The organism is Mesorhizobium sp. RSR380A, from assembly GCF_054719385.1.
Genome location: NZ_JBTTIB010000001.1, coordinates 5,467,638 through 5,489,999 on the forward strand (window position 1 = coordinate 5,467,638; position 22,362 = coordinate 5,489,999).

The following is a 22,362-nucleotide window of genomic DNA, read 5'->3' on the forward strand; positions in this document are numbered from 1 at the left end:
ATATCAGCCCGCCGCCAGGCTCGGACGTTTTGCGATGCCCTCCCACCAGGCCTGGATGTCTGCGAACGCCGCAAGCAGCTTTTGCCCGTCGGCGACCTTGACGAAATAGGCGATGATGGATGCCGCATGCAGGTCGGCCAGCGTCAGCTGGTCGCCGAGCAGCCACGGCCCGGGAGGCTTGAGTGCGGTGAGCACCCGCAGCACCGTTTCCGCCTGGCGCAGCCCGTTGGCGACCAGTGCCTCGTCTGGCGCTTCCTTCTCAAGCCGCTCGACGGCGACGTCCCAGACCATCGATCTGTAGGCATAGGCGTCGAGCATGCCGATGATCTGGTTCATCGTTGCGCGGGTGCGGGCGTCTTTTGGCTGCAGTGCCGGGCCGTCGAACGCCTCGTCGACATAGCGGGCGATTGCGCTGGTTTCGAACAGGCGAAACCCGTCATGCTCGAAGGCCGGAATGCGGCCGAAAGGGTGATGCTCGAAGTACCAGGCGGGAGCGCCCTCGGCGGCAAAGACATCGACCGGCACAAGGTCGTAGTCGATGCCTTTTTCCGCCAGCACGAGGCGGACGATGCGCACATATACGCTGTAGTCCGCCCCGTAGACGACCGGCTTGGCCATGGCTGCCGGCTTACGCCATCGCCTTCTGCAAATTCTCGTCGATCTTGTCGAGGAAGCCGGTGGTCGACAGCCATGGTTGGTCGGGACCGATCAAGAGCGACAGGTCCTTGGTCATGAAGCCGCTCTCAACCGTCTGGATGCAGACCTTCTCCAGCGTGTCGGCAAACCGCTTCAACTCGGCATTGTCGTCGAGCTTGGCGCGGTGGGCGAGGCCACGCGTCCAGGCGAAGATCGAGGCGATCGAATTGGTCGAGGTTTCCTCGCCCTTCTGGTGCTGGCGATAGTGGCGCGTCACGGTGCCGTGCGCGGCCTCCGCTTCCACCGTCTTGCCGTCCGGCGTCATCAGCACGGAGGTCATCAGGCCGAGCGAGCCAAAACCTTGCGCCACCGTGTCGGACTGGACGTCGCCGTCATAATTCTTGCAGGCCCAGACATAGCCGCCGGACCATTTCAGGGCGGAGGCCACCATGTCGTCGATCAGCCGGTGCTCGTACCACAGCTTCTTCGCCTTGAACTCGGCCTCGAATTCAGCCTCGTAGACCTCCTGGAAAATGTCCTTGAAGCGGCCGTCATAGGCTTTGAGGATGGTGTTCTTGGTCGAGAGATAAACCGGATAATTGCGCAGCAGGCCGTAATTCAGCGAGGCGCGGGCGAATTCGCGGATGGAGTCGTCGAGATTGTACATCGCCATGGCAACACCGGCGCCGGGTGCGTCGTACACGTCGTGCTCGATCACCTTGCCGTCCTCGCCGACGAACTTGATGGTCAGCTTGCCCTTGCCGGGGAAGCGGAAGTCGGTGGCGCGATACTGGTCGCCGAAGGCATGACGGCCGACGATGATCGGCTTGGTCCATCCCGGCACGAGACGCGGCACGTTCTTCATGATGATCGGTTCGCGGAAAATGGTACCGCCGAGAATGTTACGGATGGTGCCGTTGGGCGACTTCCACATCTTCTTCAGCTTGAATTCCTCGACGCGCTGCTCGTCGGGCGTGATCGTCGCGCATTTCACACCGACGCCCCATTTCTTGATGGCATTGGCCGAATCGATGGTCACCTGGTCGTTGGTGGCGTCGCGGTGCTCGACGCCGAGGTCGTAATATTCGAGCTTCAGGTCGAGATAAGGGTGAATCAGCTTGTCCTTGATGAACTGCCAGATGATGCGGGTCATCTCGTCGCCGTCGAGCTCGACGACCGGGTTCGCCACCTTGATCTTCGCCATGAAAAGAATGCCTCGCTTTTGGGGAACTAAACGGCCTTGCCCGCATGGCTTCGGCCGGGGATGCGGAGCGTATATCAAAGCCTATTTGGCCGCGCAAACGCCGATCCGTGCAGAATGGGTCGTCTGTGCCGCGACCGGTGTTTTGCAAAAGCTTCATTTTGCCGAGCGGATGTGGCAGGGAACGCTGAAATGCCGCAAACAGCAGTTCATTGAGATCATGTCCGCCGTCGATCATCCTGAAATCGCATCCGCCGCCGGGCCGGCGATCATCCTGGTCGAGCCGCAGCTCGGCGAGAATATCGGCATGGTTGCGCGCGCCATGGCCAATTTCGGCCTTGCCGAACTGAGACTGGTCAACCCGCGTGACGGCTGGCCGAGCGAGAAGGCGCGCGCCGCCGCCAGCCGCGCCGACCATGTCATCGATGCCGTAACAGTGTTCGGCGACCTGGCGTCCGCCGTCGCCGACCTCAACTTCGTCTTCGCCACCACGGCGCGGGAGCGCGACGGCTTCAAACCCGTGCGTGGTCCGGTCGAAGCGGGCAGGGCGCTGAGGGCGCGTCAGATGGCCGGCCTGCGCACCGGCATCTTGTTCGGCCGCGAGCGTTTTGGGCTCTACAATGACGAGGTCGGGCTGGCCGACGAGATCGTCACCTTCCCGGTCGATCCCGGCTTTTCGTCGCTCAACATCGCCCAGGCCGTGCTGTTGATGTCCTATGAATGGATGAAATCCGGCCTGAAGGACGAGACGGCGACCAATTTCTCCAGCCCTGAAATGAAGCCGGCAAGCAAGGAAGAGTTGCACGGGCTGTTTGCCTATCTCGAAGGCGCGCTCGAAGCGCGCGGTTATTTCCGCCCGGCGCCCAAGAAACCCAAGATGGTCGACAATCTGCGCGCCGTCTTGACGCGCGCCGGTTTCGCCGAGCCGGAACTGAAAGTGCTGCGTGGCATCATCTCGTCGCTCGACCGGTTTTCGCCGGCCATGCCGCGCGGTGACGGCTCGCCGGGAGACGATCCAAGGCGTTTGCCGGCCGCTGCGCGAAAACCCCAGGCAGACAAAGAAGATTAGAAATCGCTAAGCTTCGAACGGCTGAAGTAACCGAATTTTATTTGCCTCTCGTCCATTGTTGTCAAAACGGTGGGGTGGCAAATGTTCACGTCCAAAATCGGCCGTATGCGCTTCTTCTTCTATTCGCTCGGCGTAGCCCTGCTCGAGGCCGTTCTTGCCGTGCTGTGCATCGTTGGCACGATCGGCTTTGAGGGGCTGGTCAACTCGGCGCCCGGTCCATCGCGGCAAGGGATGGCAGGCGCGGTTCTGGTCGTTTCCCTCCTGGCCGTGGTCATGCGTGCCAACATCGCCTGGCGACGCAGCCGCGACGCCAACGGCAAAGCGTGGATCCTGTGGTCCTACATCGTGTTCTGCGCCATCTACGCCTTTCTGCAGGCAGGCACGCTGCTGGTCATCGATTTCAACAATCCGGAAAGCACGTCCAGCGGTCTCAACCTGCTTGCGCTGTCGATCTTTGGCCTTTGGTGCACGATCCTGGTGGCTAAGCCGGTGGCGGGCATCAATATCGACGAACTGACATCGGTTTTCGATTTCGATGGCGATACGCCCATGCCTGCGGGATCCGGCCGGATGGCCAGCAGCACGGCACAGTCTTCCATGCGCAACGCCACACCGGCCACGCGCTCGGTGCCGTCCGCCCAGCCTATGGGCCGCCCGCGGCCCGCCGGCTTCGGCAAGCGCGGGCTCTAGACCGAGGCAAGGTCGTCTTCGCCGGCTTTGCATAGAACTTGCTGACATTCGCCACTTCAAGACCATGATGGTTGCAGATAGAAGAACGGCATTGGCCAATGACCGCCAAGCCTTCTGATCCAGCCTCTTTCATGGTCCGATATCAATGAGCCACCGTCCGATCCTGATGTTCGATTCCGGCGTTGGCGGATTGACCGTGCTGCGCGAAGCGCGCGTGCTGATGCCCGACCGGCGCTTCGTCTACGTCGCCGATGACAAGGCCTTTCCCTACGGCGCCTGGGAAGAGCCGGCGCTGCAGGCCCATATAGTCGAGCTCTTCGCCAAGCTGCTCGACCGTTTTGATCCGGAAATTTCGGTCGTCGCCTGCAATACCGCTTCGACGCTGGTGATCGATGCGTTGCGGGAAGAATTCCCTGGCCATCCCTTTGTCGGCACGGTGCCGGCAATCAAGCCGGCTGCCGAGCGCACCCGGTCCGGGCTGGTCTCGGTGCTGGCGACGCCGGGCACGGTGAAGCGCCAGTACACGCGCGACCTGATCGGCAAATGGGCGCAGAAATGCCATGTCCGGCTGGTCGGCAGCAACAATCTCGCCGGACTGGCCGAGGCCTACATGCGCGAGGGCTTTGTCGACGAGGAGGCCGTGCGTGCCGAGATCGCACCGTGTTTTGTCCAGCATGACGATTTGCGCACGGACATCGTCGTGCTCGCCTGCACGCACTATCCGTTCCTGGCCAATCGCATGCGCAAGACCGCGCCCTGGCCGGTCGACTGGATCGACCCGGCCGAGGCGATTGCGCGGCGCGCTCTGTCGCTGCTTCCGGCTGTCGACGGGCCATTGCCGCAAAGCGAGCCCGACATCGCCGTCTTTACCTCGGGAAAGGCGGACTTCGCCATCAGCCGGCTGATGCAAGGTTTTGGATTGAGCGCGCGCTAGACTAATGCATGTCGCCCAAAAGTGCGCAGCGGTTTTGGGACAACGACATGCATAAAACGAAAAAACTAAAGCGCGTCGCCGACGCGCTTTAGGCAGGCTCGAAGACAATGACGCGCCGATCCGGATCGGCCGAAACAAGCCTTAGCGTCAGGCCATCGCCCTGCCTGAACCCTGAGGCCTTCACATTAGCAACGACAGGCATGTCCGAGAGCTGAACGCGCACACGCTGATCACCGACGTCGGTGACGACGGCCTTGAATGTTTCACCCATGCGCCCCCTCAGCATCACCGCCTCGGCAAGGTCGATGGCCGCGTGGTTGATCTGCGAGGCGCGGGCGCCTGCGCGGCCCATCACCTTCGGCAGTCTGGAAAACGCCTCGGTAACGGCTTGCGGCACCGGCTGGCCGTTGGCGATGGCCAGCACGCAGCGCACGACGTAGCGATCGGCCAGCCGCCTCAGGGGCGCGGTGGCGTGGGCATAGGTCGCGGCCATCGCCTCGTGCCAGGGGACAACGCCTTCTTCATAGGGTTGGTAGGACGCACCGGAGCCGGCGCGGCGGATTTCCAGCATCAGCGCTGCCTGTTGCATGTTGGTCGGATCGAGGGTTCGCTGATAGTCGGACAGGCTGGTCGAAGGAGGCCAGGACAGGCCTAAGGCCCGTGCCGCGCTGCGCAGTCTTTGTACTTTGGAAGCATCGGGCGGCGCCATCACCCGGAACAAGCCGGTCCGGTGTGCCAGCATGGCGTCGGCAATCGCCATGTTGGCGGCCAGCGAAAGTGCTGCGTTGTCTTGCTCGGATTGCAGCAGCGGTCTGAACGCAAGCTGGAACGTGCCATCGGCAAGCTGTTCCACCTCCTGCTCGGGCGGGTCGACGCGCGAAGCGCCGCGACGGTCTTCGGCCGCCGCCATGCGTCGCGCGATTTCGGCGAAGCCGACTGGGACGTCGGCGGCCTGCACGCTGTCATAGGCGAGCTTGGCGCGGCTTTGAATGATTGCCCGCTCCGCGCCATCCAGCCTTACCGCTCCGTCCTCGGCAATCCGGACCGTGAAGATGACAGCCGGACGCGGAGCGCCGGGCAGCAAGCTCGCGGCGCCCTCGGCAATGACCCGGGGATAGAGCCCGGCCTTGCCGTCCGGCAAATATAGGGTTTCGCCCCGCGCCCAGGCTTCGCGATCCACCGCGTCGCCGTCCGCGACGAACCAGGCTACGTCGGCAATCGCATAGTGCAACAGAAGGTCGCTACCGCTCGCTTCGATCGAAAACGCTTGGTCAAGATCGGTGGAAGCCGCGGGATCGAGCGTCACGAAAGGCATCGCCGTGCGGTCGGCATGCTGGTCGGGCACGCGCCTGGCCGCCGTCTGTGCCATGGCCATTACATCAGGGGGAAATCCCTCCGGCACATGGAACTCGGTGCGGATTTTCGCGAGGCCGGTAGCGAGTGCCTGCGAGGGATCGTTCAACGATTTCATGGCGCCGTCCTACACCGGCGTTGCGGGCACGGGAAGGTGGTTTTGCCGGCAGTGCCGGCCGACCATGGGCTGGTATGAGCGCGGAACGGAAGTTGACCGCCAGCGCTGGAACCGTCGCCGGAGCGCAACGTTTCTTCCTCTGGCAGCAAAGGAGGAGCCGATATGCCTGCAACCTCAAAAGCACAGCAAAAGGCCGCTGGCGCAGCCCTGTCGGCCAAGCGCGACGAGACCAGGAAGAGCGAGCTTCAAGGCGCGTCGAAGTCGATGTACAATTCGATGAGCGAAAAACAGCTCGAGGAATTCGCAGAGACCAAGCGCAAAGGCCTGCCGGAGAAGAAATCGGCAGACTGAAACCTTGAACCGAGTTGATAAACAAAGCCCGTGGCCGAAACCACGGGCTTCTTCGGTTCAGGCCAAGCCCGAAACCCCTGACGTCACCAGCAGCGCTTCACCTTGTAGCGGATGACCTTCTTGTGGCCATGCCGCCAGATGACCTTCTTCTTCACCACGACATGGCAGGTCTGACGATGCTTGTGGCCCTGCCAATGCTTGGCCATCGCTGGCTCGGGCACGGCGATCGACATCGTCCCGGCCAGGACGGCTGCACCGACCAACGAGAGGAAAAACTTCTTCATGCGACTTCGGGCTCCTTTGGCTCCAGTCCCTTCCTAAATGCCGTCGGCGCAACAACCTCCCGCCGCATCCGGCACGGCACTCAACGCCAAAGACGTGATATGGTTGCCGGGCCCAGCGCCAGCGACGCGCTTGACTCTGCTCAAATCTCCGTTTAACGAGCGCACCAACACCGGGCCGCAATGCCCGGTTGTTTCTTTTGCATGGCAAGCCCGGGAAAGCAGGTTTATCGTTTCCTGGGTTTTGTCTAGACTGACGTGTCCCGTGGGTTTTCCGCCGCGTTGCGTGGGAAAACCCTGTCAGGCCTCGAAAACGGAGGCCAGAGGAGGGCGCGTTTCCTTCACCCGGACCATGAGGCTCCGGGTGGTTTGTTTTGAAAGGGAATGCGATGAGCAAGCGCGAATCCGCGAAGTACAAGATCGACCGCCGTCTCGGCGAAAACATCTGGGGCCGCCCGAAGTCCCCGGTCAACAAGCGTGAATACGGCCCCGGCCAGCACGGCCAGCGCCGCAAGGGCAAGCTTTCCGATTTCGGCCTGCAGCTGCGCGCCAAGCAGAAGCTGAAGGGTCACTATGGTGATGTCTCCGAAAAGCAGTTCCGCAAAGTCTATGAAGAGGCTGATCGCCGCAAGGGCGACACCTCCGAGAACCTGATCGGCCTGCTCGAGTCGCGTCTCGACGCGGTCGTCTACCGCTCCAAGTTCGTGCCCACCATTTTCGCGGCTCGCCAGTTCGTCAACCACGGCCACGTCAACGTCAACGGCAAGCGCGTCAACATCGGCTCGTACCGTTGCAAGCCGGGCGATGTCGTCGAAGTGCGGGAAAAGTCGAAGCAGCTGGTCATCGTGCTGGAAGCGGTCGGCCTCGCCGAGCGCGACGTGCCGGACTATATCGAAGTCGATCACAACAAGATGGTCGCGACCTTCTCGCGCATCCCCGGCCTGGCCGATGTTCCGTTCGCCGTGCAGATGGAGCCGAACCTGGTCGTCGAATTCTATTCGCGCTAAGCGATCGCTTTTCTGCGATACTGGAAAGGGCCGCCCGTCGAGGCGGCCTTTTCTTTGTCGGCCATGTCCGCTAATCCGGCACTCTCGGCTATGGAAAGCGACAAGCCATGAACATGCTGGCAGACATCGAAACAGTTGAACCGATTGCTGAAGGCGGCTTCCATCCGCTGTTTGCCGACGTGCCGTCTTCCGTCGAGTTCAACAAACTGCGTAAGCGGCTGTTGCGGTTAACCCGTCAGGCGGTCGAGGATTTCGCCATGGCGAGGCCCGGCGACCGCTGGCTGGTGGCCTTGTCCGGCGGCAAGGATTCCTACGGGCTGCTGGCCGTGCTGCTCGATCTCAAATGGCGCGGGCTGCTGCCGGTCGAGCTGCTGGCCTGCAATCTCGACCAGGGCCAGCCGAATTTTCCGAAGCACATTTTGCCCGACTACCTCGATGCGCATGGCATTGCCCATCGCATCGAGTATCAGGACACCTATTCGGTGGTCACCGACAAGCTGCCTCAGGGCAGCACCTATTGTTCGCTGTGCTCGCGGCTGCGGCGCGGCCATCTCTATCGCATCGCGCGCGAGGAGGGCTGTTCGGCGCTGGTGCTCGGCCACCACCGCGAGGACATTCTCGAAACCTTCTTCATGAATCTGTTCCATGGCGGCCGCCTTGCCGCCATGCCGCCAAAGCTGCTCAATGACGACGGCGACGTCATGGTGCTGCGGCCGCTGAGCTACTGCGCCGAGGTCGATCTGGAAAAATTCGCCGCCGCGATGAAATTCCCGATCATTCCCTGCGATCTCTGCGGCAGCCAGGAAGGCCTGCAGCGCAACGCCATGAAGGCGATGCTGGACGATATGGAAAAGCGCATGCCGGGCCGCAAGGATACGATGCTGCGCGCGCTGTCCAACACCAGGCCGTCGCATCTGCTCGACAGAAAGCTGTTCGACTTTGCCGCCCTCAATGGCAGCCTCAGCACAGGACAAGACATTTCCGATGATATTTGACGACCAAGCGATCGACTGGCTGGCCGAGCTTCTCGCCGATGCAGCCAGGGCCGAAATCATGCCACGCTTTCGCCGGCTGGGCGAGGGCGACATCAGACAGAAGACCTCGGCTGCCGACCTGGTGACCGAGGCCGACATCAACGCCGAGCGGCTGATCACGGCCAGGCTGCGCGAGCGCTATCCCACGGCGATGATCGTCGGCGAGGAAGCCTGTTCCGACAATCCGGCGCTGCTTCAGGGGCTCGGCGATGCCGACCTCGCCTTCGTCGTCGACCCGGTCGACGGCACCTTCAACTTCGCCTCCGGCGTGCCGCTCTTCGGCGTCATGCTGAGCGTCGTCGTCAAGGGCGAAACCGTCGCCGGTATCATCCATGACCCCGTAGGCCGGGACTGGCTGATCGGCGCCAAGGGCGCCGGCAGCCATATCCGCCATGCGCATGGCGCGCTGGAGACGGTGCATGTCGCCGATGCCGTGCCGATCTCGCAGATGACCGGCTCCGTCTCCTGGCAATATCTGGCGGAACCGCAACGCTCGCTCCTGGCGCGCAACCAGACCAAGACCCTGTCGCAGTTCGGCTATCGCTGCGCGGCACATGAATACCGTCTTCTGGCCAGCGGCCATGCCCATTTCGTCGTCTACAACAAACTGATGCCGTGGGACCATCTGGTCGGTGTGCTGATCCACGCCGAGGCCGGCGGCTACACCGCGCGGATCGACGGCAGCGCCTATCTGCCCTCGCATGTCGACGGCGGCATTCTTGTCGCCCCGGACAAGGAAAGCTGGCAGGAGTTGCGCAGGGAACTCTGGGCGCAATAATCGGTCCAACTGCTGGTAGAGGCTTTCGTCAAGTATATTGGCTCTGTTATAGTGTCCAATCTCTCGCGAAGTCGGAAGCTGCGAAATGAAACATCGGTCCGCAATTGTTGCAACAGCGCTTGCACTTGCCTTGGCCGCCGCTGGCGCCACTGAGGCAAGATCGCAGGAACGGGCGTGCGGCAGTCGCGATCCCGTCGATACCATAGACGAGATGTTTTCCGCGATCTTTGCCTGTTGGCAGCCGCCGCCTGGAAGTGCTGGCATGACCCTGACGCTGAGTTTCTCAATTCGCAAAAACGGCACGCTGATGGGCAAACCGCGCGCCACTTTCTCCCATATGGGAGATGATGCCTCGCTCAACCGGGTCTTTGTGTCATCCGTGCTCGAAGCTCTCGACAAGGCTCTGCCGATGCCTCTTTCGGACAGCATGGGTGGCGCCATCGCAGGGCGCCCGCTGTTCCCTCGTTTCACGGCAGTGATTGGCGGCGCATCCTGAAACGCGTCGCATAAAGGTGGATGCGGTTTTGAGACCAACAATCTCAAGGCGCGTCGCTCAATGCAGGTCGGTGACGTGCCCTGAAATGGGTGGGTTGTGCGGCTGGAACATCTTGCCGCGCTCGGCGATCAGGATCATCAGCAGGGCCGCAACCGAGACGCTGCAGAACCCTGCGGCCAGCGGTGTCACCGTGCCATTGAAGGCCTGGCCGATCTGCGCGCCGATGATGGCGCCGAGAAAGGTCTGCATGAAGCCCAGAATGGATGCGGCGGTGCCGGCGAGCTCGCCGAGCGGCTCCATCGCGAGCGCGTTGAAATTCGCGCCGAGCCCGCCGAAAGGCAGCATCGCAGAGGCAAAGAAGGTGATGAACAGCCAGAGCGGCATGTTCATTTCGAGCGAGACGACCAGCCAGGCAAGGCTGATGCACAGGAACAGAAGCAGCGCGCCTTGCGACAGCCGGCGCATGCCGACCCGTCCGACCAGCCGCGAGTTGAGGTAGTTCGAGAAGGCCAGCACGCCCGCAACGCCGGCGAAGATGACCGGGAATAGCTCGCCGACGTGGAAGATGTCGATATAGATCTGCTGCGCGGAGATGATGAAGCCGAACATGGCGGCGAAGATGAAGGTGCTGGCGAAAGCATAGCAGAGCGTGAGGCGGTTTGTGAGCACGATGCGGAAGCCGTCGATCACCGAAGAGACAGTCAACGGCCGGCGATGTTCGGGATGAAGAGTCTCCGGCAGGCGCAGCAGCGACCACGCCGACACGATCAGCGCCCCGACCGCCATGGTGACGAAGATCCAGTGCCAGGTTGCGAACAGCATGATGACCTGGCCGATCCCGGGCGCGATCACCGGGATGGCCATGAACACCATGAAGATCAGCGACATCACCTCGGCCATGCGCCTGCCGTCGAACGTATCGCGCACGATCGAGACGGCGATGACGCGTGTGGCGGCAGCACCGATACCTTGCACAAGCCGGCACAGCAACAGGATGGCGAAGGACGGGGCGATGGCCGCGGCCGCAGCCGCCACGACATAGATCGCCAGCCCGGCGACCAATGGCGCGCGGCGCCCGAACCGGTCCGAAATCGGCCCGAAGAAAAGCTGTCCGCCGCCGAAGCCGAGCATATAGGCGGTGATCACATATTGGCGGTGGTTTTCATTTTCGACGCCGAGCGTGGCGCCGATTTGCTGCAGTGCCGGCAGCATGATGTCGATGGCCAGCGAGTTCAACGCCATCAGTGCCGCGCACAGCGCGATGAATTCCCAGCGCGGAATAGGCAATTTGCGTGCCTGTTGCGGCGCTTTTGCTGGCTGGTCCACGGCGGGTCCGATCTTCAAAACGAATATGCGCCGGCATGCCGGCGCATAAGTTCGTCCTCACTCCGATAGGGGGAGGTAACATTTTGCCGGGGCGGGGCTGCCCCGTCTCAACTCAGAATCAGGCTGTCGCTTTGACGCTGACGCCCTTGTCGACGAGCAACGTCTGCAACTCGCCCGCCTGGAACATTTCGCGGATGATGTCGCAGCCGCCAACGAATTCGCCCTTGACGTAGAGCTGGGGGATCGTCGGCCAGTTCGAATATTCCTTGATGCCCTGGCGCAGTTCGGCCGAGGTCAGCACGTCGACGCCCTTATAGTCGGCGCCGATGTAATCGAGGATCTGGACGACCTGGCCGGAAAAGCCGCACTGCGGAAAACCGGGCGTGCCCTTCATGAAAAGGACGACGTCGTTGCCCTTCACTTCGCTGTCGATGTAGTCGTTGATGCCGCTCATGAGATATCCTTTCACGCCTGTGGGAGTCAGGCTCGAAGCATAGCCATCAAATAAACCCATAGATGGGCCGAAACAAGATGTTTGCGCCGCCGTCGCGGAAATGGCGCAAAGGATCGCCTGTCTTGGGCCAAGCATCCGAGCCGATTGCAACCTTCGGAACATGATGAAAAGACGATATGGTGCCGCCCTTCCGATCGCCATCCTGCTGGCGGCGATTGCCGTTGTCTGGTGGCCGAGACGCCCGGAGCCGCCGCCGCTGGTCATTGGCGGTGACCTGCCCGCGCCTTGCCGGAATGTCGCCTTCGAGGCGGTGACCTATGTCGTCTGCGAGACCGATCTTCGCGCCGACAGCATCGGTGTTTTCCACGCCGGCGCCGATGGCAAGCCTTTTGGTTCGCTCGAAGCCTTCGACAAGGCGGTTGCGGGCGAGGGGAGGCCGGTGCAGCTCGCCATGAATGGCGGCATGTATCACGAGGATTTGTCGCCGGTCGGCCTGCTGGTCGAGAACGGCAGCGAAAAGTCACGGCTCAATCTTGCCGACGGCGAAGGCAATTTCTTCCTGAAACCGAACGGCGTCTTTCTGGTGGGCAATGACGGCAAGGCGGCTGTCATGGAAAGCAACGCCTATGCCGTCGCCAAACCCGATGTCGCCTTCGCCACGCAGTCGGGCCCGATGCTGGTGATCGACGGCCAGATTCATCCACGCTTCGAGCGGAACGGAACCTCGCGCTACATCCGCAACGGTGTCGGCGTGCGCGATGAAAACACCGTTGTGCTGGCGATCTCGCGGTCTGAGGTCAGTTTCGGCAGCTTTGCGCGGCTGTTTCGCGACGCGCTACAATGCCGCAACGCGCTGTTCCTCGACGGCGCGGTCTCCGCGCTGTCGGATGGGAAAAGAATGATCGTCGGCGGAAAATACCCGGCGGGCCCGATCATCTCAGTGTCGGCGAAGCCGATCACGTCAGTGTCGGCGAAGCAGCCGCAGAAACAGTAGGCCAGTCTGGCTTCACTCCGGCACGCTGGTCTGCAGGGCCAGCGCGTGCAGCACGCCGCCCATATTGCCCTTCAGCGCATCATAGACCATTTGGTGCTGCTGGACGCGGCTCTTTCCGCGGAAGCTTTCGGCCACCACTTCGGCTGCATAGTGATCGCCGTCACCGGCGAGGTCGCGGATCGTCACCTTGGCGTCCGGAATCCCGTCCTTGATCAGTTTTTCGATGTCGTGGGCATCCATTGCCATGGCAAAATCCTGTTCTGGGCGGCTAGGCACGAGTGACTCGCACGGCAGCCTAAAGCCTTTCTGGTTCGGGTTGAAGCCGTTCTGTCGGCGACGCAGTGTCTAAGGGCCATCCTGCCGCGGGTGAACCACACCATCTTCGGTAATGTCGTCGCGGGTCGAGAACCCCCGGCCAAGGCTGAACACCAGGACATAGAGCGGGATGTTGAGCGCCAGGTTGATAATCGGGAGATAGCTGGTCATCTGCCACAAGGGCGAAAAGAATGGTTGGCCATAGCCGTCGCAGATCAGCGATGACCCGTATTCCCACAGCGCGCCGGTAATGACCGCAATCGCAAAGAGCTTGATGCAGGTGGCGACATGCCTTGCGCGCGCCGGGTTCGGCAAAAGGCGGCTCCACAGCACCAGGCAGACGATGGGGATCGCATAGATCAGACTTTGCAAGGCCAGCATCTGCAGTGTGCCATTGGCCGCCTCAAGGAACTGGTCACGCCTTTCCAGCAGCGGACAGACCTCGCTCGAGGTCGTCGACAGCAGGAAAAAGACGAACGGCCCAAGGAACCAGAAGAAGAACAGCGACGGCCAGAAGACGACTGCGATCAGCGTCCGGGCTGCCAGGCTGGTCAACTGGACTTGTCCATGAAGTTCGGGAACCAGCCTTCGTGGGTGGCGGTCAATTCGCTGACCGGGATCGCCCTGGCATCGCCGAGCTTCAGTTCGTTTCCACCGGTCGAGCCGATCCATGGCGCAAAGATGCCGAGCTTGCTCTGTTCCTCGCGGATGGCGTCCCATTCCTTGCTCTGCGGATCGACGGACAGCGTCAGGAGGTAGCGGCCCTGGTCTTCGCCGAACCAGACCGGGATCGGGTCGGTGCCGGCGAGCCCCGGAATGGTGGCGCCGATGCCGGACGCGATCGCCATTTCGGCTAGGGCCACGGCAAGGCCGCCATCGGAAAGGTCATGGGCCGCGGTCACGACGCCCGACGCGATCAGCGCGCGCACATGGTCGCCGACGCGCTTTTCGTGGGCGAGGTCGACGGGTGGCGGCGGCCCGTCGGTACGGCAATGAATGTCCCTGAAATAGGCGGACTGGCCGAGATGGCTGCCCCAGCTTGCGGGTGCGCCCACCAGCAGGATCATCTGGCCCTCGGCGGCGAAGCCGATACGGGTCATCTTCGACCAGTCGGCGATCAGCCCGACGCCGCCGATGGTCGGCGTCGGCAGGATGCCTTGGCCATTGGTTTCATTGTAGAGCGAGACATTGCCCGACACGATCGGGAAGCCGAGCGCCCGGCAGGCATCGCCAATGCCTTTCACCGCGCCGACCAGCTGGCCCATGATCTCAGGCCGTTCCGGATTGCCGAAATTGAGGTTGTCGGTGGCCGCCAGCGGCAGCGCGCCGGTGGCGGTCAGGTTGCGCCAGCATTCGGCCACCGCCTGCTTGCCGCCTTCGTACGGGTCGGCCTCGCAATAGCGCGGCGTCACGTCGGAGGAGAAGGCGAGCGCCTTGGTCGGATGGCCTTCGACGCGCACCACGCCGGCGTCGCCGCCCGGAAGCTGCAGCGAATTGCCCTGGATCAGCGTGTCGTACTGCTCCCACACCCAGCGGCGCGACGACAGGTCCGGCCCGCCGAGCAGTTTCAACAGCGCGTCGGCGACATCGGCCTTCGGCGCATCGCCGGCGGCAAGCGCCGCAGGTTTCTTCGGCTCGACCCAGGGGCGGTCATATTCCGGCGCCTTGTCGCCAAGGTCCTTGATCGGCAGGTTGGCGACCTCGTCACCCTGGTGAATGACGCGGAAGCGCAGATCGTCGGTGGTCTTGCCGACAATGGCGAAGTCGAGGCCCCATTTGTGGAAGATCGCCTCGGCTTCCTTTTCCTTCTCGGGGCGCAGCACCATCAGCATGCGCTCCTGGCTCTCCGACAGCATCATCTCATAGGCGCTCATGCGCTCTTCGCGCACCGGCACCTGGTCGAGGTGAAGCTCGATGCCGAGGTCGCCCTTGGCGCCCATCTCGACCGCCGAACAGGTGAGGCCGGCCGCACCCATGTCCTGGATGGCGATGACGGCGCCGGACGCCATCAGCTCAAGGCAGGCTTCGAGCAGGCATTTTTCGGTGAAGGGATCGCCGACCTGCACGGTCGGGCGCTTCTCGTCGATCTTGTCGTCGAACTCGGCCGAGGCCATCGTGGCGCCGCCGACGCCGTCGCGGCCGGTCTTGGCGCCGAGATAGACGACCGGCAGGCCGACGCCCTTGGCTTCCGACAGGAAGATCGCATCGGTCTTGGCGAGGCCCGCGGCAAAGGCGTTGACCAGGATGTTGCCATTGTAGCGGGCGTCGAAATTGACCTCGCCGCCGACCGTCGGCACGCCGAACGCATTGCCGTAGCCGCCAACGCCGGAAACCACGCCGCTGACAAGGTGCCTGGTCTTGGGATGGTCGGGTGCGCCGAAGCGCAGCGCGTTCATCGCCGCAATCGGCCGCGCGCCCATGGTGAAGACATCGCGCAATATGCCGCCGACGCCGGTCGCCGCACCCTGGTAAGGCTCGATGTAGGAGGGATGGTTGTGGCTCTCCATCTTGAAGACGACGCAGTCGCCGTCGCCGATGTCGACCACGCCGGCATTCTCGCCCGGACCCTGGATGACCTGCGGCCCTGTGGTCGGCAGCGTGCGCAACCATTTCTTCGAGGATTTGTAAGAGCAGTGCTCATTCCACATCGCCGAGAAGATGCCGAGTTCGGTAAAGCTCGGTTCGCGCCCGACCAGGTCGAGGATGCGCTGGTATTCGTCGGGCTTGAGCCCGTGGGCGGCAATGAGTTGGGGAGTGATCGGCACGGAATTGGAAATGGTCATGGGCGGCGATTTGTGTCCATGGGGAGAGGGGAATTTGAGTCCCCTCATATCGCAAGCTTTGGCGTGATACACCCCATTGGATGACGAAAAACGCCGGAAAACCACAGGGCGACGATGGTAGCGGGGAGCCGCTGGGGAACGCTATGGCATCCCGGCCGTTAGGCCTCAAAGCAATCAGGAGATTTCGACATGGCCACCAAGCAAGGCAAGAAAGACAATCGCCTCTCCGACAAGGAGGCCATGCATATTGCCGAGACCACCGACGTTTCGCCCAAGCAGGCCAAGGACCTGGCCGAGAAGCACGGCAAGGACAAGGGCGCGAAGGAAGCCAAAAACTTCAAGGCAGAGGGCTGAACCTGAGATCGGGATACAGGAGGACCGAGTCAGGACGAACTGTCGTAGCCGGCGCGGCCTTCCTCCAGCAGCCGCCGGATCACCGCGACGCCACCGGTGATGTCCTCGCGCCGCCTTGGCTGCGAGACGCCGAAACGCACGCCGTGAAAAACCTGCTCGGAACGCCCCGCCTTGAACTCGTCCTCGTCGTCGAGGAGCACGCCATTTTCGAGGCATGCGCTCCTGAACGTGCCGGACAGCCAGGGATCGGGCAGCATCAGCCAGACGAAGGGCACGCTGCCGTGTGACTTGAAGGCGAAACCCGCCAGTGTCTCGCGCACGATGGCGATGCGGGCGGCAATTTCGGCAATGCTGCGTTTGCGGATATCGCCAGCCTGCCCAGACAGCACCAGCCGCGCATTCACCTCCGCCAGCAGGAACGGCATCCCGCCGGTCATCATCTTGTGGGCGACGCGGATGCGATGGCGATAGGCGGGCGGGCAGGAGAGCCAGCCGCCGCGAACACCTGCCGCGACCGATTTCGACAGACCGCCGGCGACAATGGTGCGCTCGGGCGCATATTCGGCAATGAGCGGCGTCGGATCTTCGGTCAGGCCGCCATAGAGATCGTCCTCGATGACGATGACATTGTACGCGCGCGCGACCCGGGCGATCGCCTCGCGGCGCGAAACCGACAGGATCGCCAGGGTCGGGTTCTGCACCGTCGGCATCAGGAAGATCATCTTCGGGTGCTTTTGCGCGCAGACGCGTTCGAAATCCTCAGGATCGAGGCCTTCTTCGTCCGATGCCACCAGTGCTATGCGCCGCCCGATCAGCCCGGCGCTGCGGGCGATCTGCGAATAGGTGAGGTGCTCGAAGACGACATAGTCGCCCGGCGTGGTCAGCGCCGCGATCGCCGCCATCACCGCGGCATGGGTGCCCAGCGTGGGAACGATGGTCTCGGCGGCAGGGCGGAACGAATTGCGCGATAGCCAGCGGGCGCCGGCCTCGAACCAGCGCTCCGGAAAATCCCTGGTGTAGCTCGAAATCTCGTGCGGATGATCCTGAACCGTGCGAAGCAACATGTCGGCAACAATGGCGCCCTGGCCGATGTCGGGCGCGGCAGTGCTGTCGAAGCGCAGCTTGCCCGGCGGTGCATCGACATAGCGCGTGCCTTGCACGGCGGGCTCGGCGAATTCGGGTGACGCCGCTTCCGATTGCTGCGCCAGCACATAGGTCCCGCGTCCGACTTCGCCGCTCACCAGCCCGCGTTCGCGCAGCAGCTGATAGGCCCGGCCGATCGTGCCGACCGTCGTGCCAATGTCATAGGCGAGATCGCGCTGCGGCGGCAATTTTGCCCCGGCATCGATAACGCCCTTGTCGATGTCCGACTCGATGCTGTCGGCAAGGCGCTGGTAAAGCGGGCCGGAACCGGTGGTGAGGTCAGGGAGCCAATTTGTCATGGTGACAATTCTGTATATTGCACCAGATCGGGTGTCAATGCATATCAGAACCGTACCAAGATGGGTACAATTTGCAAGGTTGGCAGAAAGACAATGGATACAATCGAGACAATCCGCTGCGCGGGCATTGAATTGGTCGGGCCGTCCAGCCGGCGAGGCTTTGTCGGCCGGATTGTGCATGTAGTCAGATCGCTGGCGCGATGGATCGACGTGCTGATCGAGCGCCGTCGCGGCCGCCTGGCTTTGCTCGAAATGACCGACGAGCAGCTCAGGGACATCGGTGTGTCGCGTGACGACGCTCACCGCGAAGGCATCAGGCGATTCTGGGACTAACTTGTAGTCTGGTCAGCGGCGTGTGCCCGGAGCCCTGAGGCGTGAGACGCCCTTATCGGCAAGCACGGCGAGGATGCACAGCACCAGGAAAACACCGGTGACGGCCAGCGCCGCAAGGGCGACGTTGGCCGCGCCGTTTTTCGCAACGTCGAGGAACGGGTAGGGCACTTCGCCTGCGATCGGTGCGCGCGCCAGCGCATAGGCGAGATAGGCGATCGGATAGGCCATCCACCACGAAATGTCGCTCCAGCGTGTCCTGCCGTCAGCGCCTGCAACAAGCCACCACAGCACGAACAGCACCGGCGTCACATAGTGCAGCAGCACGTCACAGAGCAGGAACAGCCCCTGCGGCTGCCAGAGCTGCGCCAGAACCGTCGCGTAGACGATGAAGACCAGGGCGATGGAAGCCGCCACGCCCGCCCGCATCCGCGGCCCGGCAAAGGCCGGCAGCCAGGCGTAGCCCGAAGGCGACAGCAGCGAGACATGGACCAGCACTGCACCGATGTTGGTCAGGATGGTGAAGAAGCTGAACAGAAAGACGATGGAGCCGAGAAAACTGCGGCCGGCTTCCATCGATGCCGGGATGGTGATGCACGCTTGCAGGACAAGCCCGGCCAGACCGATGATCAATCCCGCAAACTGCAGGAAGCGGCCCATGGCGTCAGGCGGCCGCGTTGCAGGAGGGGTTGCCCGTTTGCCAGCGCGCAATGTCGGATCCGATGCGCGCGCCGAGCGGATCGTCCATCAGCGGACCGAACACGTCGACGCGGCTGGAATTGCCTTGCGCCTGGACGACCAGCAGCGGCTTGCCGCCATAATGCTTGGCCGGCACCAGCAGGAAGCGGGGCGTGCCGCTGAACGAATTCAGCTCATTGGCCATCTGATAGGATTTGAAGGCGGGATCCTTGCTGGCGATCCAGCATTTGTGGGCCGATATCGCTACCTGTTCCATGGCCAGCAGCGAAGCGCTCTTGCCCGTGGGGACCGGCGCGCTCTTCGGGCTGGACTGGCAGGACGCCAACGCCAAGCCGGCAGCAGCCAGGGGACCTAGGCGAACAATCGTCAGTCTCATGGTCAACCGCCCCCGCGTTTTGAAAGGAATTCGAAGAGATATCAGGCGGCGATGCCGAGTGCGCCTTCGAACAGCGCCCGGCCGTCACTGCCGCCATGCGCGGCCTCGATCAGGTTTTCCGGATGCGGCATCAGGCCGAGCACATTGCCCTTCTCGCTGATGATGCCGGCAATGTCGTTGATCGAGCCATTGGGATTGGTGCCTTCGGCATAGCGGAACACAACCTGTCCTTCGCCCTCGAGGCGCGCAAGCGTGTCGGCATCGGCGAAATAATTGCCGTCATGATGCGCAACCGGCGTGCGGATGATTTGGCCCGGCTGATAGCGGCGGGTGAACATGGTGTTGGCGTTGGCGATCTGCAGCTTCACCTCACGGCAAACGAATTTCAGCGAAGCATTGCGCATCAGCGCGCCGGGCAGCAGGCCGGCCTCGACCAGAATCTGGAACCCGTTGCAGACGCCAATGACCATGACGCCCTTGGCGGCCTTTTCAGCGACTGCCCGCATCACCGGCATCCGCGCGGCAATGGCGCCGCAGCGCAGATAATCGCCGAAGGAGAAGCCGCCGGGAATGGCGATCAGGTCGACATCGGGGATTTCAGTGTCGGTCTGCCAGACGGTCGCCGGCGCCTGCCCGGAAATCTTGGTCAGCGCCGCAATCATGTCGCGGTCGCGGTTGAGGCCGGGGAGAAGAACGACAGCTGATTTCATATCAAGCGATCTCCACCGCGTAATTCTCGATCACCGTATTCGCCAGCAGCTTGTCGCACATGGCTTTCAGATCGGCTTCAGCCTTGGCCTTGTCGGTCTCCGAGAGCTCGAGGTCGAAGACCTTGCCCTGCCGCACCTGGCCGACGCCGCCGAACCCCAGTCCGGACAGAGCGTGCTCTATGGCTTTTCCCTGCGGGTCGAGCACGCCGTTCTTGAGGGTGACGGTGATGCGGGCCTTGATCATGCTGGACAGGTTCCTGTTCGAAGACTTAGCAATTCCAGGAAAAGTGTGAAGCGGTTTTCCGTCCGGAATTGCGTCAAGAAATGAAGACTTAATGCGGCTTGCCTTTGAGGCCATCGGTCGAGGCGACGAGCACCGGGCCGGTCGGGCGCGGCGGCTCGTTCTCGTTCATGATGCCAAGGCGGCGGGCAACTTCCTGATAGGCTTCGACGAGGCCGCCCATATCGCGGCGGAAACGGTCCTTGTCGAGCTTGTCCTGCGTTGCCACGTCCCACAGCCGGCACGAATCCGGCGAGATCTCGTCGGCAACGACGATGCGCATCATGTCGCCCTCGAACAGGCGGCCGCATTCGATCTTGAAATCCACGAGCTGGATGCCGACACCCATGAACAGGCCGGAGAGGAAGTCGTTGACGCGGATGGCCAGCGCCATGACGTCGTCGATCTCCTGCGGGCTTGCCCAGCCGAAAGCGGTGATGTGCTCTTCCGACACCATCGGATCGTCGAGCGCATCGGCCTTGTAATAGAATTCGATGATCGAACGCGGCAGAACGGTGCCTTCCTCGATGCCGAGGCGCTTGGACAGCGAGCCGGCGGCGACATTGCGCACCACCACTTCGAGCGGAATGATCTCGACTTCCTTGATCAGCTGCTCGCGCATGTTGAGCCGGCGGATGAAGTGGGTCGGAATGCCCATGCGGTTCAGATGGTTGAAGATGTACTCGGAAATGCGGTTGTTGAGCACACCCTTGCCGTCGATGACCTCATGTTTCTTCTTGTTGAATGCGGTCGCATCATCTTTGAAGAACTGGATAAGCGTGCCCGGTTCCGGTCCCTCATAGAGGATCTTGGCCTTGCCTTCATAAATGCGGCGGCGATTTTTCATCTGATTTTTCTCTGGATTTGCGGGCAGGCGGCAAGCGACCAGTTCCTGTCCGTCTGCCTAAATTGGTGCGGCGACGGGTGGGGTTCAATGCCGGGTCTATCCCAATCACAGCGTTTGCTCAATCGGCAAATCCTTTCCATCGACCGCTTTCAGGAATGAAATGCCGCAGCGCAGCAAGTGATGTAGCATATTGACCGGCCCGCGCCCTTTTGGTTTGTGCTGCGGCAACACACATATCCATCGCCAACGCGAATCGATTTCATCGGAGGGAAGCCATGAGCAGCATGAAAGACCGCGAAGAGGGTTTTGAGCGCAAATTCGCCTTCGACGAAGAACTTCGCTTCAAGGCTTCCGCACGCCGCAACAAGGCGCTCGGTCTGTGGGCCGCCGAAAAGCTGGGCAAATCCGGCACTGACGCCGACGCCTATGCCAAGGAAGTTGTGGTTTCCGATATCGAGGAAGCCGGCGATCACGACGTATTCCGCAAGATCCGCAAGGATTTCGACGCCGCCGGCGTCGACCAGTCGGATCACCAGATCCGCCGCACCATGGACGAACTGATGGCGCAGGCGATCGAGCAGATCAAGAACACCTAGAGCGAGTAGCGCTGGACCAATCGACCGCCCGGTCCAGCCGGGCGGTTTTTCTTTGCCTTTTCAGCCTTTTCCGGCTGAAACTGTGCGTAGGCCTGTTACAAGGCTCTACCCAACGAGGAAAGCACCCATGTCCCTGAAGTCACGCCTGGCGGCGGATGAAACGCTGTTCACCGCCTGGTCCGGCGTTCCGGACGCTTTGACGGTCGAAATCATCGCCAAGCAGGGTTTTGACGCCGTCACCCTCGATATGCAGCATGGCGGACACCACGAAGACTCGGTCTTGCGCGGCCTGGTGCCGGTGCTGGCCGCCAACAAGCCGGCGCTGGTGCGCATTCCGGTCGGCCGCTTCGACATGGCCAGCCGCGCCCTCGATTTCGGTGCCGAGGCGGTGATTGCACCGATGGTGAATTCGGTGGCCGATGCAAAACTCTTTGCCGCGGCGATGAAATATCCGCCGATGGGCGAGCGCTCCTGGGGCCCGACCTATGCTTTTCCGCGCCATGGCAAAGGCGACCACGCCGAATGGCTGCGCGACACCAATCAACGCACCATGGCCTTTGCCATGGTCGAAACGCGCGCCGCACTCGATGCGCTGGACGGCATCCTCGACACGCCGGGCATTGACGGCATCTTCCTCGGCCCATCGGATTTCTCCATCGCCTGGTCGAATGGCGCCACCGTCAATTCGACGCTGGAAAGCATGATGGAAACCGTCGCCTCCATCGCCGAGCGGACGCGCAAGGCGGGCAAGCATGCGGCAATCTACGTCGTTGAGCCGGCGATTGCCGGCCGCGTCGTGGCGATGGGCTACCGGCTGCTGGCGATGGGCTCGGACCATGCGCTGATTTCGCTCGGCGCAAAGATACTCATCAAAAGCATGAACGATTCGATCAAGGGCTGAGGCGTGG

General features: G+C 62.4%; 29 protein-coding genes. 13 read left to right on the forward strand and 16 right to left on the reverse strand.

The window, feature by feature from the left end:
- Positions 1-3: 3 nt before the first annotated feature.
- Entirely contained in the window at positions 4-618 is a 615-nt protein-coding gene (locus ACYG9Z_RS26500) for a glutathione S-transferase family protein (RefSeq protein ID WP_023751448.1), read from the reverse strand.
- A 10-nt stretch (positions 619-628) separates the two neighbouring features.
- A complete protein-coding gene (locus ACYG9Z_RS26505; RefSeq protein WP_023669114.1) occupies positions 629-1,840 on the reverse strand; it encodes an NADP-dependent isocitrate dehydrogenase in 1,212 nt (403 codons plus the stop codon).
- 217 nt (positions 1,841-2,057) lie between these two features.
- Between ACYG9Z_RS26505 and ACYG9Z_RS26510 the strand changes: the two genes are divergently transcribed.
- From ACYG9Z_RS26510 to murI, 3 genes are all read left to right on the forward strand, one after another.
- Complete coding sequence (locus ACYG9Z_RS26510; protein WP_023751449.1) at positions 2,058-2,906, forward strand: RNA methyltransferase; 849 nt, start codon at positions 2,058-2,060, stop codon at positions 2,904-2,906.
- Between the two features lie 81 nt (positions 2,907-2,987).
- A complete protein-coding gene (locus ACYG9Z_RS26515; RefSeq protein ID WP_023700860.1) occupies positions 2,988-3,596 on the forward strand; it encodes a DUF805 domain-containing protein in 609 nt (202 codons plus the stop codon).
- A 145-nt stretch (positions 3,597-3,741) separates the two neighbouring features.
- Positions 3,742-4,530 carry a glutamate racemase gene (gene murI / locus ACYG9Z_RS26520; protein ID WP_023700859.1) on the forward strand — a complete coding sequence of 263 codons (789 nt, stop codon included), beginning with the start codon at positions 3,742-3,744 and terminating at the stop codon, positions 4,528-4,530.
- An 88-nt stretch (positions 4,531-4,618) separates the two neighbouring features.
- Here murI and ACYG9Z_RS26525 read toward each other — a convergent pair whose 3' ends face one another.
- Positions 4,619-6,001: an RNB domain-containing ribonuclease gene (locus ACYG9Z_RS26525; RefSeq protein WP_023751450.1), complete on the reverse strand. Its 1,383-nt coding sequence runs from the start codon at positions 5,999-6,001 to the stop codon at positions 4,619-4,621.
- Between the two features lie 162 nt (positions 6,002-6,163).
- On the opposite strand from ACYG9Z_RS26525, the gene ACYG9Z_RS26530 reads away from it, so the two are divergent.
- Positions 6,164-6,352 (forward strand): DUF3008 family protein, encoded by a 189-nt coding sequence (locus tag ACYG9Z_RS26530; protein WP_023751451.1) that lies wholly within the window; start codon positions 6,164-6,166, stop codon positions 6,350-6,352.
- An 83-nt stretch (positions 6,353-6,435) separates the two neighbouring features.
- Here the strand turns inward: ACYG9Z_RS26530 and ACYG9Z_RS26535 are convergent, their stop codons facing one another.
- Complete coding sequence (locus ACYG9Z_RS26535) at positions 6,436-6,636, reverse strand: hypothetical protein (protein WP_023690200.1); 201 nt, start codon at positions 6,634-6,636, stop codon at positions 6,436-6,438.
- Between the two features lie 386 nt (positions 6,637-7,022).
- On the opposite strand from ACYG9Z_RS26535, the gene rpsD reads away from it, so the two are divergent.
- The 4 genes from rpsD (at position 7,023) to ACYG9Z_RS26555 (ending at position 9,948) form a co-directional block, all read left to right on the forward strand.
- Entirely contained in the window at positions 7,023-7,640 is a 618-nt protein-coding gene (gene rpsD, locus ACYG9Z_RS26540) for a 30S ribosomal protein S4 (RefSeq protein ID WP_023669107.1), read from the forward strand.
- A 107-nt stretch (positions 7,641-7,747) separates the two neighbouring features.
- Positions 7,748-8,635, forward strand: coding sequence for a tRNA 2-thiocytidine(32) synthetase TtcA (ttcA, locus tag ACYG9Z_RS26545; RefSeq protein WP_023669106.1), 888 nt, complete (start codon positions 7,748-7,750; stop codon positions 8,633-8,635).
- Complete coding sequence (locus ACYG9Z_RS26550) at positions 8,625-9,452, forward strand: inositol monophosphatase family protein (protein WP_023700854.1); 828 nt, start codon at positions 8,625-8,627, stop codon at positions 9,450-9,452. Before ttcA ends, ACYG9Z_RS26550 begins: the two co-directional genes overlap by 11 nt.
- A 262-nt stretch (positions 9,453-9,714) precedes the next feature.
- Positions 9,715-9,948 (forward strand): hypothetical protein, encoded by a 234-nt coding sequence (locus tag ACYG9Z_RS26555; RefSeq protein ID WP_245259853.1) that lies wholly within the window; start codon positions 9,715-9,717, stop codon positions 9,946-9,948.
- 57 nt (positions 9,949-10,005) lie between these two features.
- Here ACYG9Z_RS26555 and ACYG9Z_RS26560 read toward each other — a convergent pair whose 3' ends face one another.
- Positions 10,006-11,274 (reverse strand): multidrug effflux MFS transporter, encoded by a 1,269-nt coding sequence (locus tag ACYG9Z_RS26560; RefSeq protein WP_023743137.1) that lies wholly within the window; start codon positions 11,272-11,274, stop codon positions 10,006-10,008.
- Positions 11,275-11,392: 118 nt separating this feature from the next.
- The gene (grxD, locus tag ACYG9Z_RS26565; protein WP_023669102.1) at positions 11,393-11,728 is read right to left on the reverse strand and encodes a Grx4 family monothiol glutaredoxin; all 336 of its coding nucleotides are present in this window, start codon (positions 11,726-11,728) and stop codon (positions 11,393-11,395) included.
- Between the two features lie 163 nt (positions 11,729-11,891).
- On the opposite strand from grxD, the gene ACYG9Z_RS26570 reads away from it, so the two are divergent.
- Positions 11,892-12,722, forward strand: coding sequence for a phosphodiester glycosidase family protein (locus ACYG9Z_RS26570; RefSeq protein ID WP_023751452.1), 831 nt, complete (start codon positions 11,892-11,894; stop codon positions 12,720-12,722).
- 12 nt (positions 12,723-12,734) lie between these two features.
- On the opposite strand, the gene ACYG9Z_RS26575 is transcribed toward ACYG9Z_RS26570, so the two are convergent.
- The 3 genes from ACYG9Z_RS26575 to purL form a co-directional block, all read right to left on the reverse strand.
- The gene (locus tag ACYG9Z_RS26575) at positions 12,735-12,968 is read right to left on the reverse strand and encodes a BolA/IbaG family iron-sulfur metabolism protein (RefSeq protein ID WP_023751453.1); all 234 of its coding nucleotides are present in this window, start codon (positions 12,966-12,968) and stop codon (positions 12,735-12,737) included.
- A gap of 99 nt (positions 12,969-13,067) precedes the next feature.
- Entirely contained in the window at positions 13,068-13,592 is a 525-nt protein-coding gene (locus ACYG9Z_RS26580; protein ID WP_023751454.1) for a hypothetical protein, read from the reverse strand.
- Positions 13,589-15,820: a phosphoribosylformylglycinamidine synthase subunit PurL gene (gene purL, locus ACYG9Z_RS26585; protein ID WP_023751455.1), complete on the reverse strand. Its 2,232-nt coding sequence runs from the start codon at positions 15,818-15,820 to the stop codon at positions 13,589-13,591. Before purL ends, ACYG9Z_RS26580 begins: the two co-directional genes overlap by 4 nt.
- A gap of 189 nt (positions 15,821-16,009) precedes the next feature.
- Here purL and ACYG9Z_RS26590 point away from each other — a divergent pair, with 189 nt between their 5' ends.
- Positions 16,010-16,174, forward strand: coding sequence for a hypothetical protein (locus ACYG9Z_RS26590; protein ID WP_023669098.1), 165 nt, complete (start codon positions 16,010-16,012; stop codon positions 16,172-16,174).
- Between the two features lie 29 nt (positions 16,175-16,203).
- Here ACYG9Z_RS26590 and ACYG9Z_RS26595 read toward each other — a convergent pair whose 3' ends face one another.
- The gene (locus tag ACYG9Z_RS26595; RefSeq protein ID WP_023751456.1) at positions 16,204-17,616 is read right to left on the reverse strand and encodes an aminotransferase-like domain-containing protein; all 1,413 of its coding nucleotides are present in this window, start codon (positions 17,614-17,616) and stop codon (positions 16,204-16,206) included.
- A 93-nt stretch (positions 17,617-17,709) separates the two neighbouring features.
- On the opposite strand from ACYG9Z_RS26595, the gene ACYG9Z_RS26600 reads away from it, so the two are divergent.
- Positions 17,710-17,949, forward strand: coding sequence for a DUF1127 domain-containing protein (locus ACYG9Z_RS26600; protein ID WP_023751457.1), 240 nt, complete (start codon positions 17,710-17,712; stop codon positions 17,947-17,949).
- 12 nt (positions 17,950-17,961) lie between these two features.
- Here ACYG9Z_RS26600 and ACYG9Z_RS26605 read toward each other — a convergent pair whose 3' ends face one another.
- The 6 genes from ACYG9Z_RS26605 to ACYG9Z_RS26630 all read right to left on the reverse strand — a co-directional run bounded on the left by ACYG9Z_RS26605 (position 17,962) and on the right by ACYG9Z_RS26630 (position 21,086).
- A complete protein-coding gene (locus tag ACYG9Z_RS26605) occupies positions 17,962-18,606 on the reverse strand; it encodes a Pr6Pr family membrane protein (RefSeq protein WP_023684887.1) in 645 nt (214 codons plus the stop codon).
- A gap of 4 nt (positions 18,607-18,610) precedes the next feature.
- Positions 18,611-19,021 carry a hypothetical protein gene (locus ACYG9Z_RS26610; RefSeq protein ID WP_023669094.1) on the reverse strand — a complete coding sequence of 137 codons (411 nt, stop codon included), beginning with the start codon at positions 19,019-19,021 and terminating at the stop codon, positions 18,611-18,613.
- Positions 19,022-19,062: 41 nt separating this feature from the next.
- Complete coding sequence (gene purQ, locus ACYG9Z_RS26615; protein WP_023684888.1) at positions 19,063-19,731, reverse strand: phosphoribosylformylglycinamidine synthase subunit PurQ; 669 nt, start codon at positions 19,729-19,731, stop codon at positions 19,063-19,065.
- A gap of 1 nt (position 19,732) precedes the next feature.
- On the reverse strand, positions 19,733-19,975 hold the full coding sequence (purS, locus tag ACYG9Z_RS26620; protein WP_023669092.1) for a phosphoribosylformylglycinamidine synthase subunit PurS: 243 nt from the start codon (positions 19,973-19,975) through the stop codon (positions 19,733-19,735).
- 88 nt (positions 19,976-20,063) lie between these two features.
- Complete coding sequence (gene purC / locus ACYG9Z_RS26625; RefSeq protein ID WP_013532127.1) at positions 20,064-20,858, reverse strand: phosphoribosylaminoimidazolesuccinocarboxamide synthase; 795 nt, start codon at positions 20,856-20,858, stop codon at positions 20,064-20,066.
- A 105-nt stretch (positions 20,859-20,963) separates the two neighbouring features.
- Positions 20,964-21,086, reverse strand: a complete 123-nt coding sequence (locus ACYG9Z_RS26630; RefSeq protein ID WP_280790911.1) for a hypothetical protein — start codon at positions 21,084-21,086, stop codon at positions 20,964-20,966.
- A 47-nt stretch (positions 21,087-21,133) separates the two neighbouring features.
- On the opposite strand from ACYG9Z_RS26630, the gene ACYG9Z_RS26635 reads away from it, so the two are divergent.
- On the forward strand, positions 21,134-21,454 hold the full coding sequence (locus ACYG9Z_RS26635) for a DUF1476 domain-containing protein (RefSeq protein ID WP_023669091.1): 321 nt from the start codon (positions 21,134-21,136) through the stop codon (positions 21,452-21,454).
- A 127-nt stretch (positions 21,455-21,581) separates the two neighbouring features.
- A complete protein-coding gene (locus tag ACYG9Z_RS26640; protein WP_023669090.1) occupies positions 21,582-22,355 on the forward strand; it encodes an HpcH/HpaI aldolase family protein in 774 nt (257 codons plus the stop codon).
- The last annotated feature ends 7 nt before the right edge of the window (positions 22,356-22,362 follow it).

Excerpts from the sequence above, each read along its gene's own strand:
- ACYG9Z_RS26510 (WP_023751449.1), top strand. The coding sequence starts at position 2,058 with ATGTCCGCCGTCGATCATCCTGAAATCGCATCCGCCGCCGGGCCGGCG.
- ACYG9Z_RS26525 (WP_023751450.1), bottom strand. The coding sequence starts at position 6,001 with ATGAAATCGTTGAACGATCCCTCGCAGGCACTCGCTACCGGCCTCGCG.
- purL (WP_023751455.1), bottom strand. The coding sequence starts at position 15,820 with ATGACCATTTCCAATTCCGTGCCGATCACTCCCCAACTCATTGCCGCC.
- ACYG9Z_RS26610 (WP_023669094.1), bottom strand. The coding sequence starts at position 19,021 with ATGAGACTGACGATTGTTCGCCTAGGTCCCCTGGCTGCTGCCGGCTTG.
- ACYG9Z_RS26590 (WP_023669098.1), top strand. The coding sequence starts at position 16,010 with ATGGCCACCAAGCAAGGCAAGAAAGACAATCGCCTCTCCGACAAGGAG.
- murI (WP_023700859.1), top strand. The coding sequence starts at position 3,742 with ATGAGCCACCGTCCGATCCTGATGTTCGATTCCGGCGTTGGCGGATTG.
- ACYG9Z_RS26500 (WP_023751448.1), bottom strand. The coding sequence starts at position 618 with ATGGCCAAGCCGGTCGTCTACGGGGCGGACTACAGCGTATATGTGCGC.
- grxD (WP_023669102.1), bottom strand. The coding sequence starts at position 11,728 with ATGAGCGGCATCAACGACTACATCGACAGCGAAGTGAAGGGCAACGAC.
- ACYG9Z_RS26595 (WP_023751456.1), bottom strand. The coding sequence starts at position 17,616 with ATGACAAATTGGCTCCCTGACCTCACCACCGGTTCCGGCCCGCTTTAC.
- ACYG9Z_RS26640 (WP_023669090.1), top strand. The coding sequence starts at position 21,582 with ATGTCCCTGAAGTCACGCCTGGCGGCGGATGAAACGCTGTTCACCGCC.
- ACYG9Z_RS26530 (WP_023751451.1), top strand. The coding sequence starts at position 6,164 with ATGCCTGCAACCTCAAAAGCACAGCAAAAGGCCGCTGGCGCAGCCCTG.
- ACYG9Z_RS26550 (WP_023700854.1), top strand. The coding sequence starts at position 8,625 with ATGATATTTGACGACCAAGCGATCGACTGGCTGGCCGAGCTTCTCGCC.
- ACYG9Z_RS26605 (WP_023684887.1), bottom strand. The coding sequence starts at position 18,606 with ATGGGCCGCTTCCTGCAGTTTGCGGGATTGATCATCGGTCTGGCCGGG.
- ACYG9Z_RS26505 (WP_023669114.1), bottom strand. The coding sequence starts at position 1,840 with ATGGCGAAGATCAAGGTGGCGAACCCGGTCGTCGAGCTCGACGGCGAC.
- ttcA (WP_023669106.1), top strand. The coding sequence starts at position 7,748 with ATGAACATGCTGGCAGACATCGAAACAGTTGAACCGATTGCTGAAGGC.
- ACYG9Z_RS26535 (WP_023690200.1), bottom strand. The coding sequence starts at position 6,636 with ATGAAGAAGTTTTTCCTCTCGTTGGTCGGTGCAGCCGTCCTGGCCGGG.
- ACYG9Z_RS26515 (WP_023700860.1), top strand. The coding sequence starts at position 2,988 with ATGTTCACGTCCAAAATCGGCCGTATGCGCTTCTTCTTCTATTCGCTC.
- ACYG9Z_RS26635 (WP_023669091.1), top strand. The coding sequence starts at position 21,134 with ATGAGCAGCATGAAAGACCGCGAAGAGGGTTTTGAGCGCAAATTCGCC.
- rpsD (WP_023669107.1), top strand. The coding sequence starts at position 7,023 with ATGAGCAAGCGCGAATCCGCGAAGTACAAGATCGACCGCCGTCTCGGC.
- ACYG9Z_RS26570 (WP_023751452.1), top strand. The coding sequence starts at position 11,892 with ATGAAAAGACGATATGGTGCCGCCCTTCCGATCGCCATCCTGCTGGCG.
- purS (WP_023669092.1), bottom strand. The coding sequence starts at position 19,975 with ATGATCAAGGCCCGCATCACCGTCACCCTCAAGAACGGCGTGCTCGAC.
- purQ (WP_023684888.1), bottom strand. The coding sequence starts at position 19,731 with ATGAAATCAGCTGTCGTTCTTCTCCCCGGCCTCAACCGCGACCGCGAC.
- ACYG9Z_RS26555 (WP_245259853.1), top strand. The coding sequence starts at position 9,715 with ATGACCCTGACGCTGAGTTTCTCAATTCGCAAAAACGGCACGCTGATG.
- ACYG9Z_RS26600 (WP_023751457.1), top strand. The coding sequence starts at position 17,710 with ATGGATACAATCGAGACAATCCGCTGCGCGGGCATTGAATTGGTCGGG.
- purC (WP_013532127.1), bottom strand. The coding sequence starts at position 20,858 with ATGAAAAATCGCCGCCGCATTTATGAAGGCAAGGCCAAGATCCTCTAT.
- ACYG9Z_RS26575 (WP_023751453.1), bottom strand. The coding sequence starts at position 12,968 with ATGGCAATGGATGCCCACGACATCGAAAAACTGATCAAGGACGGGATT.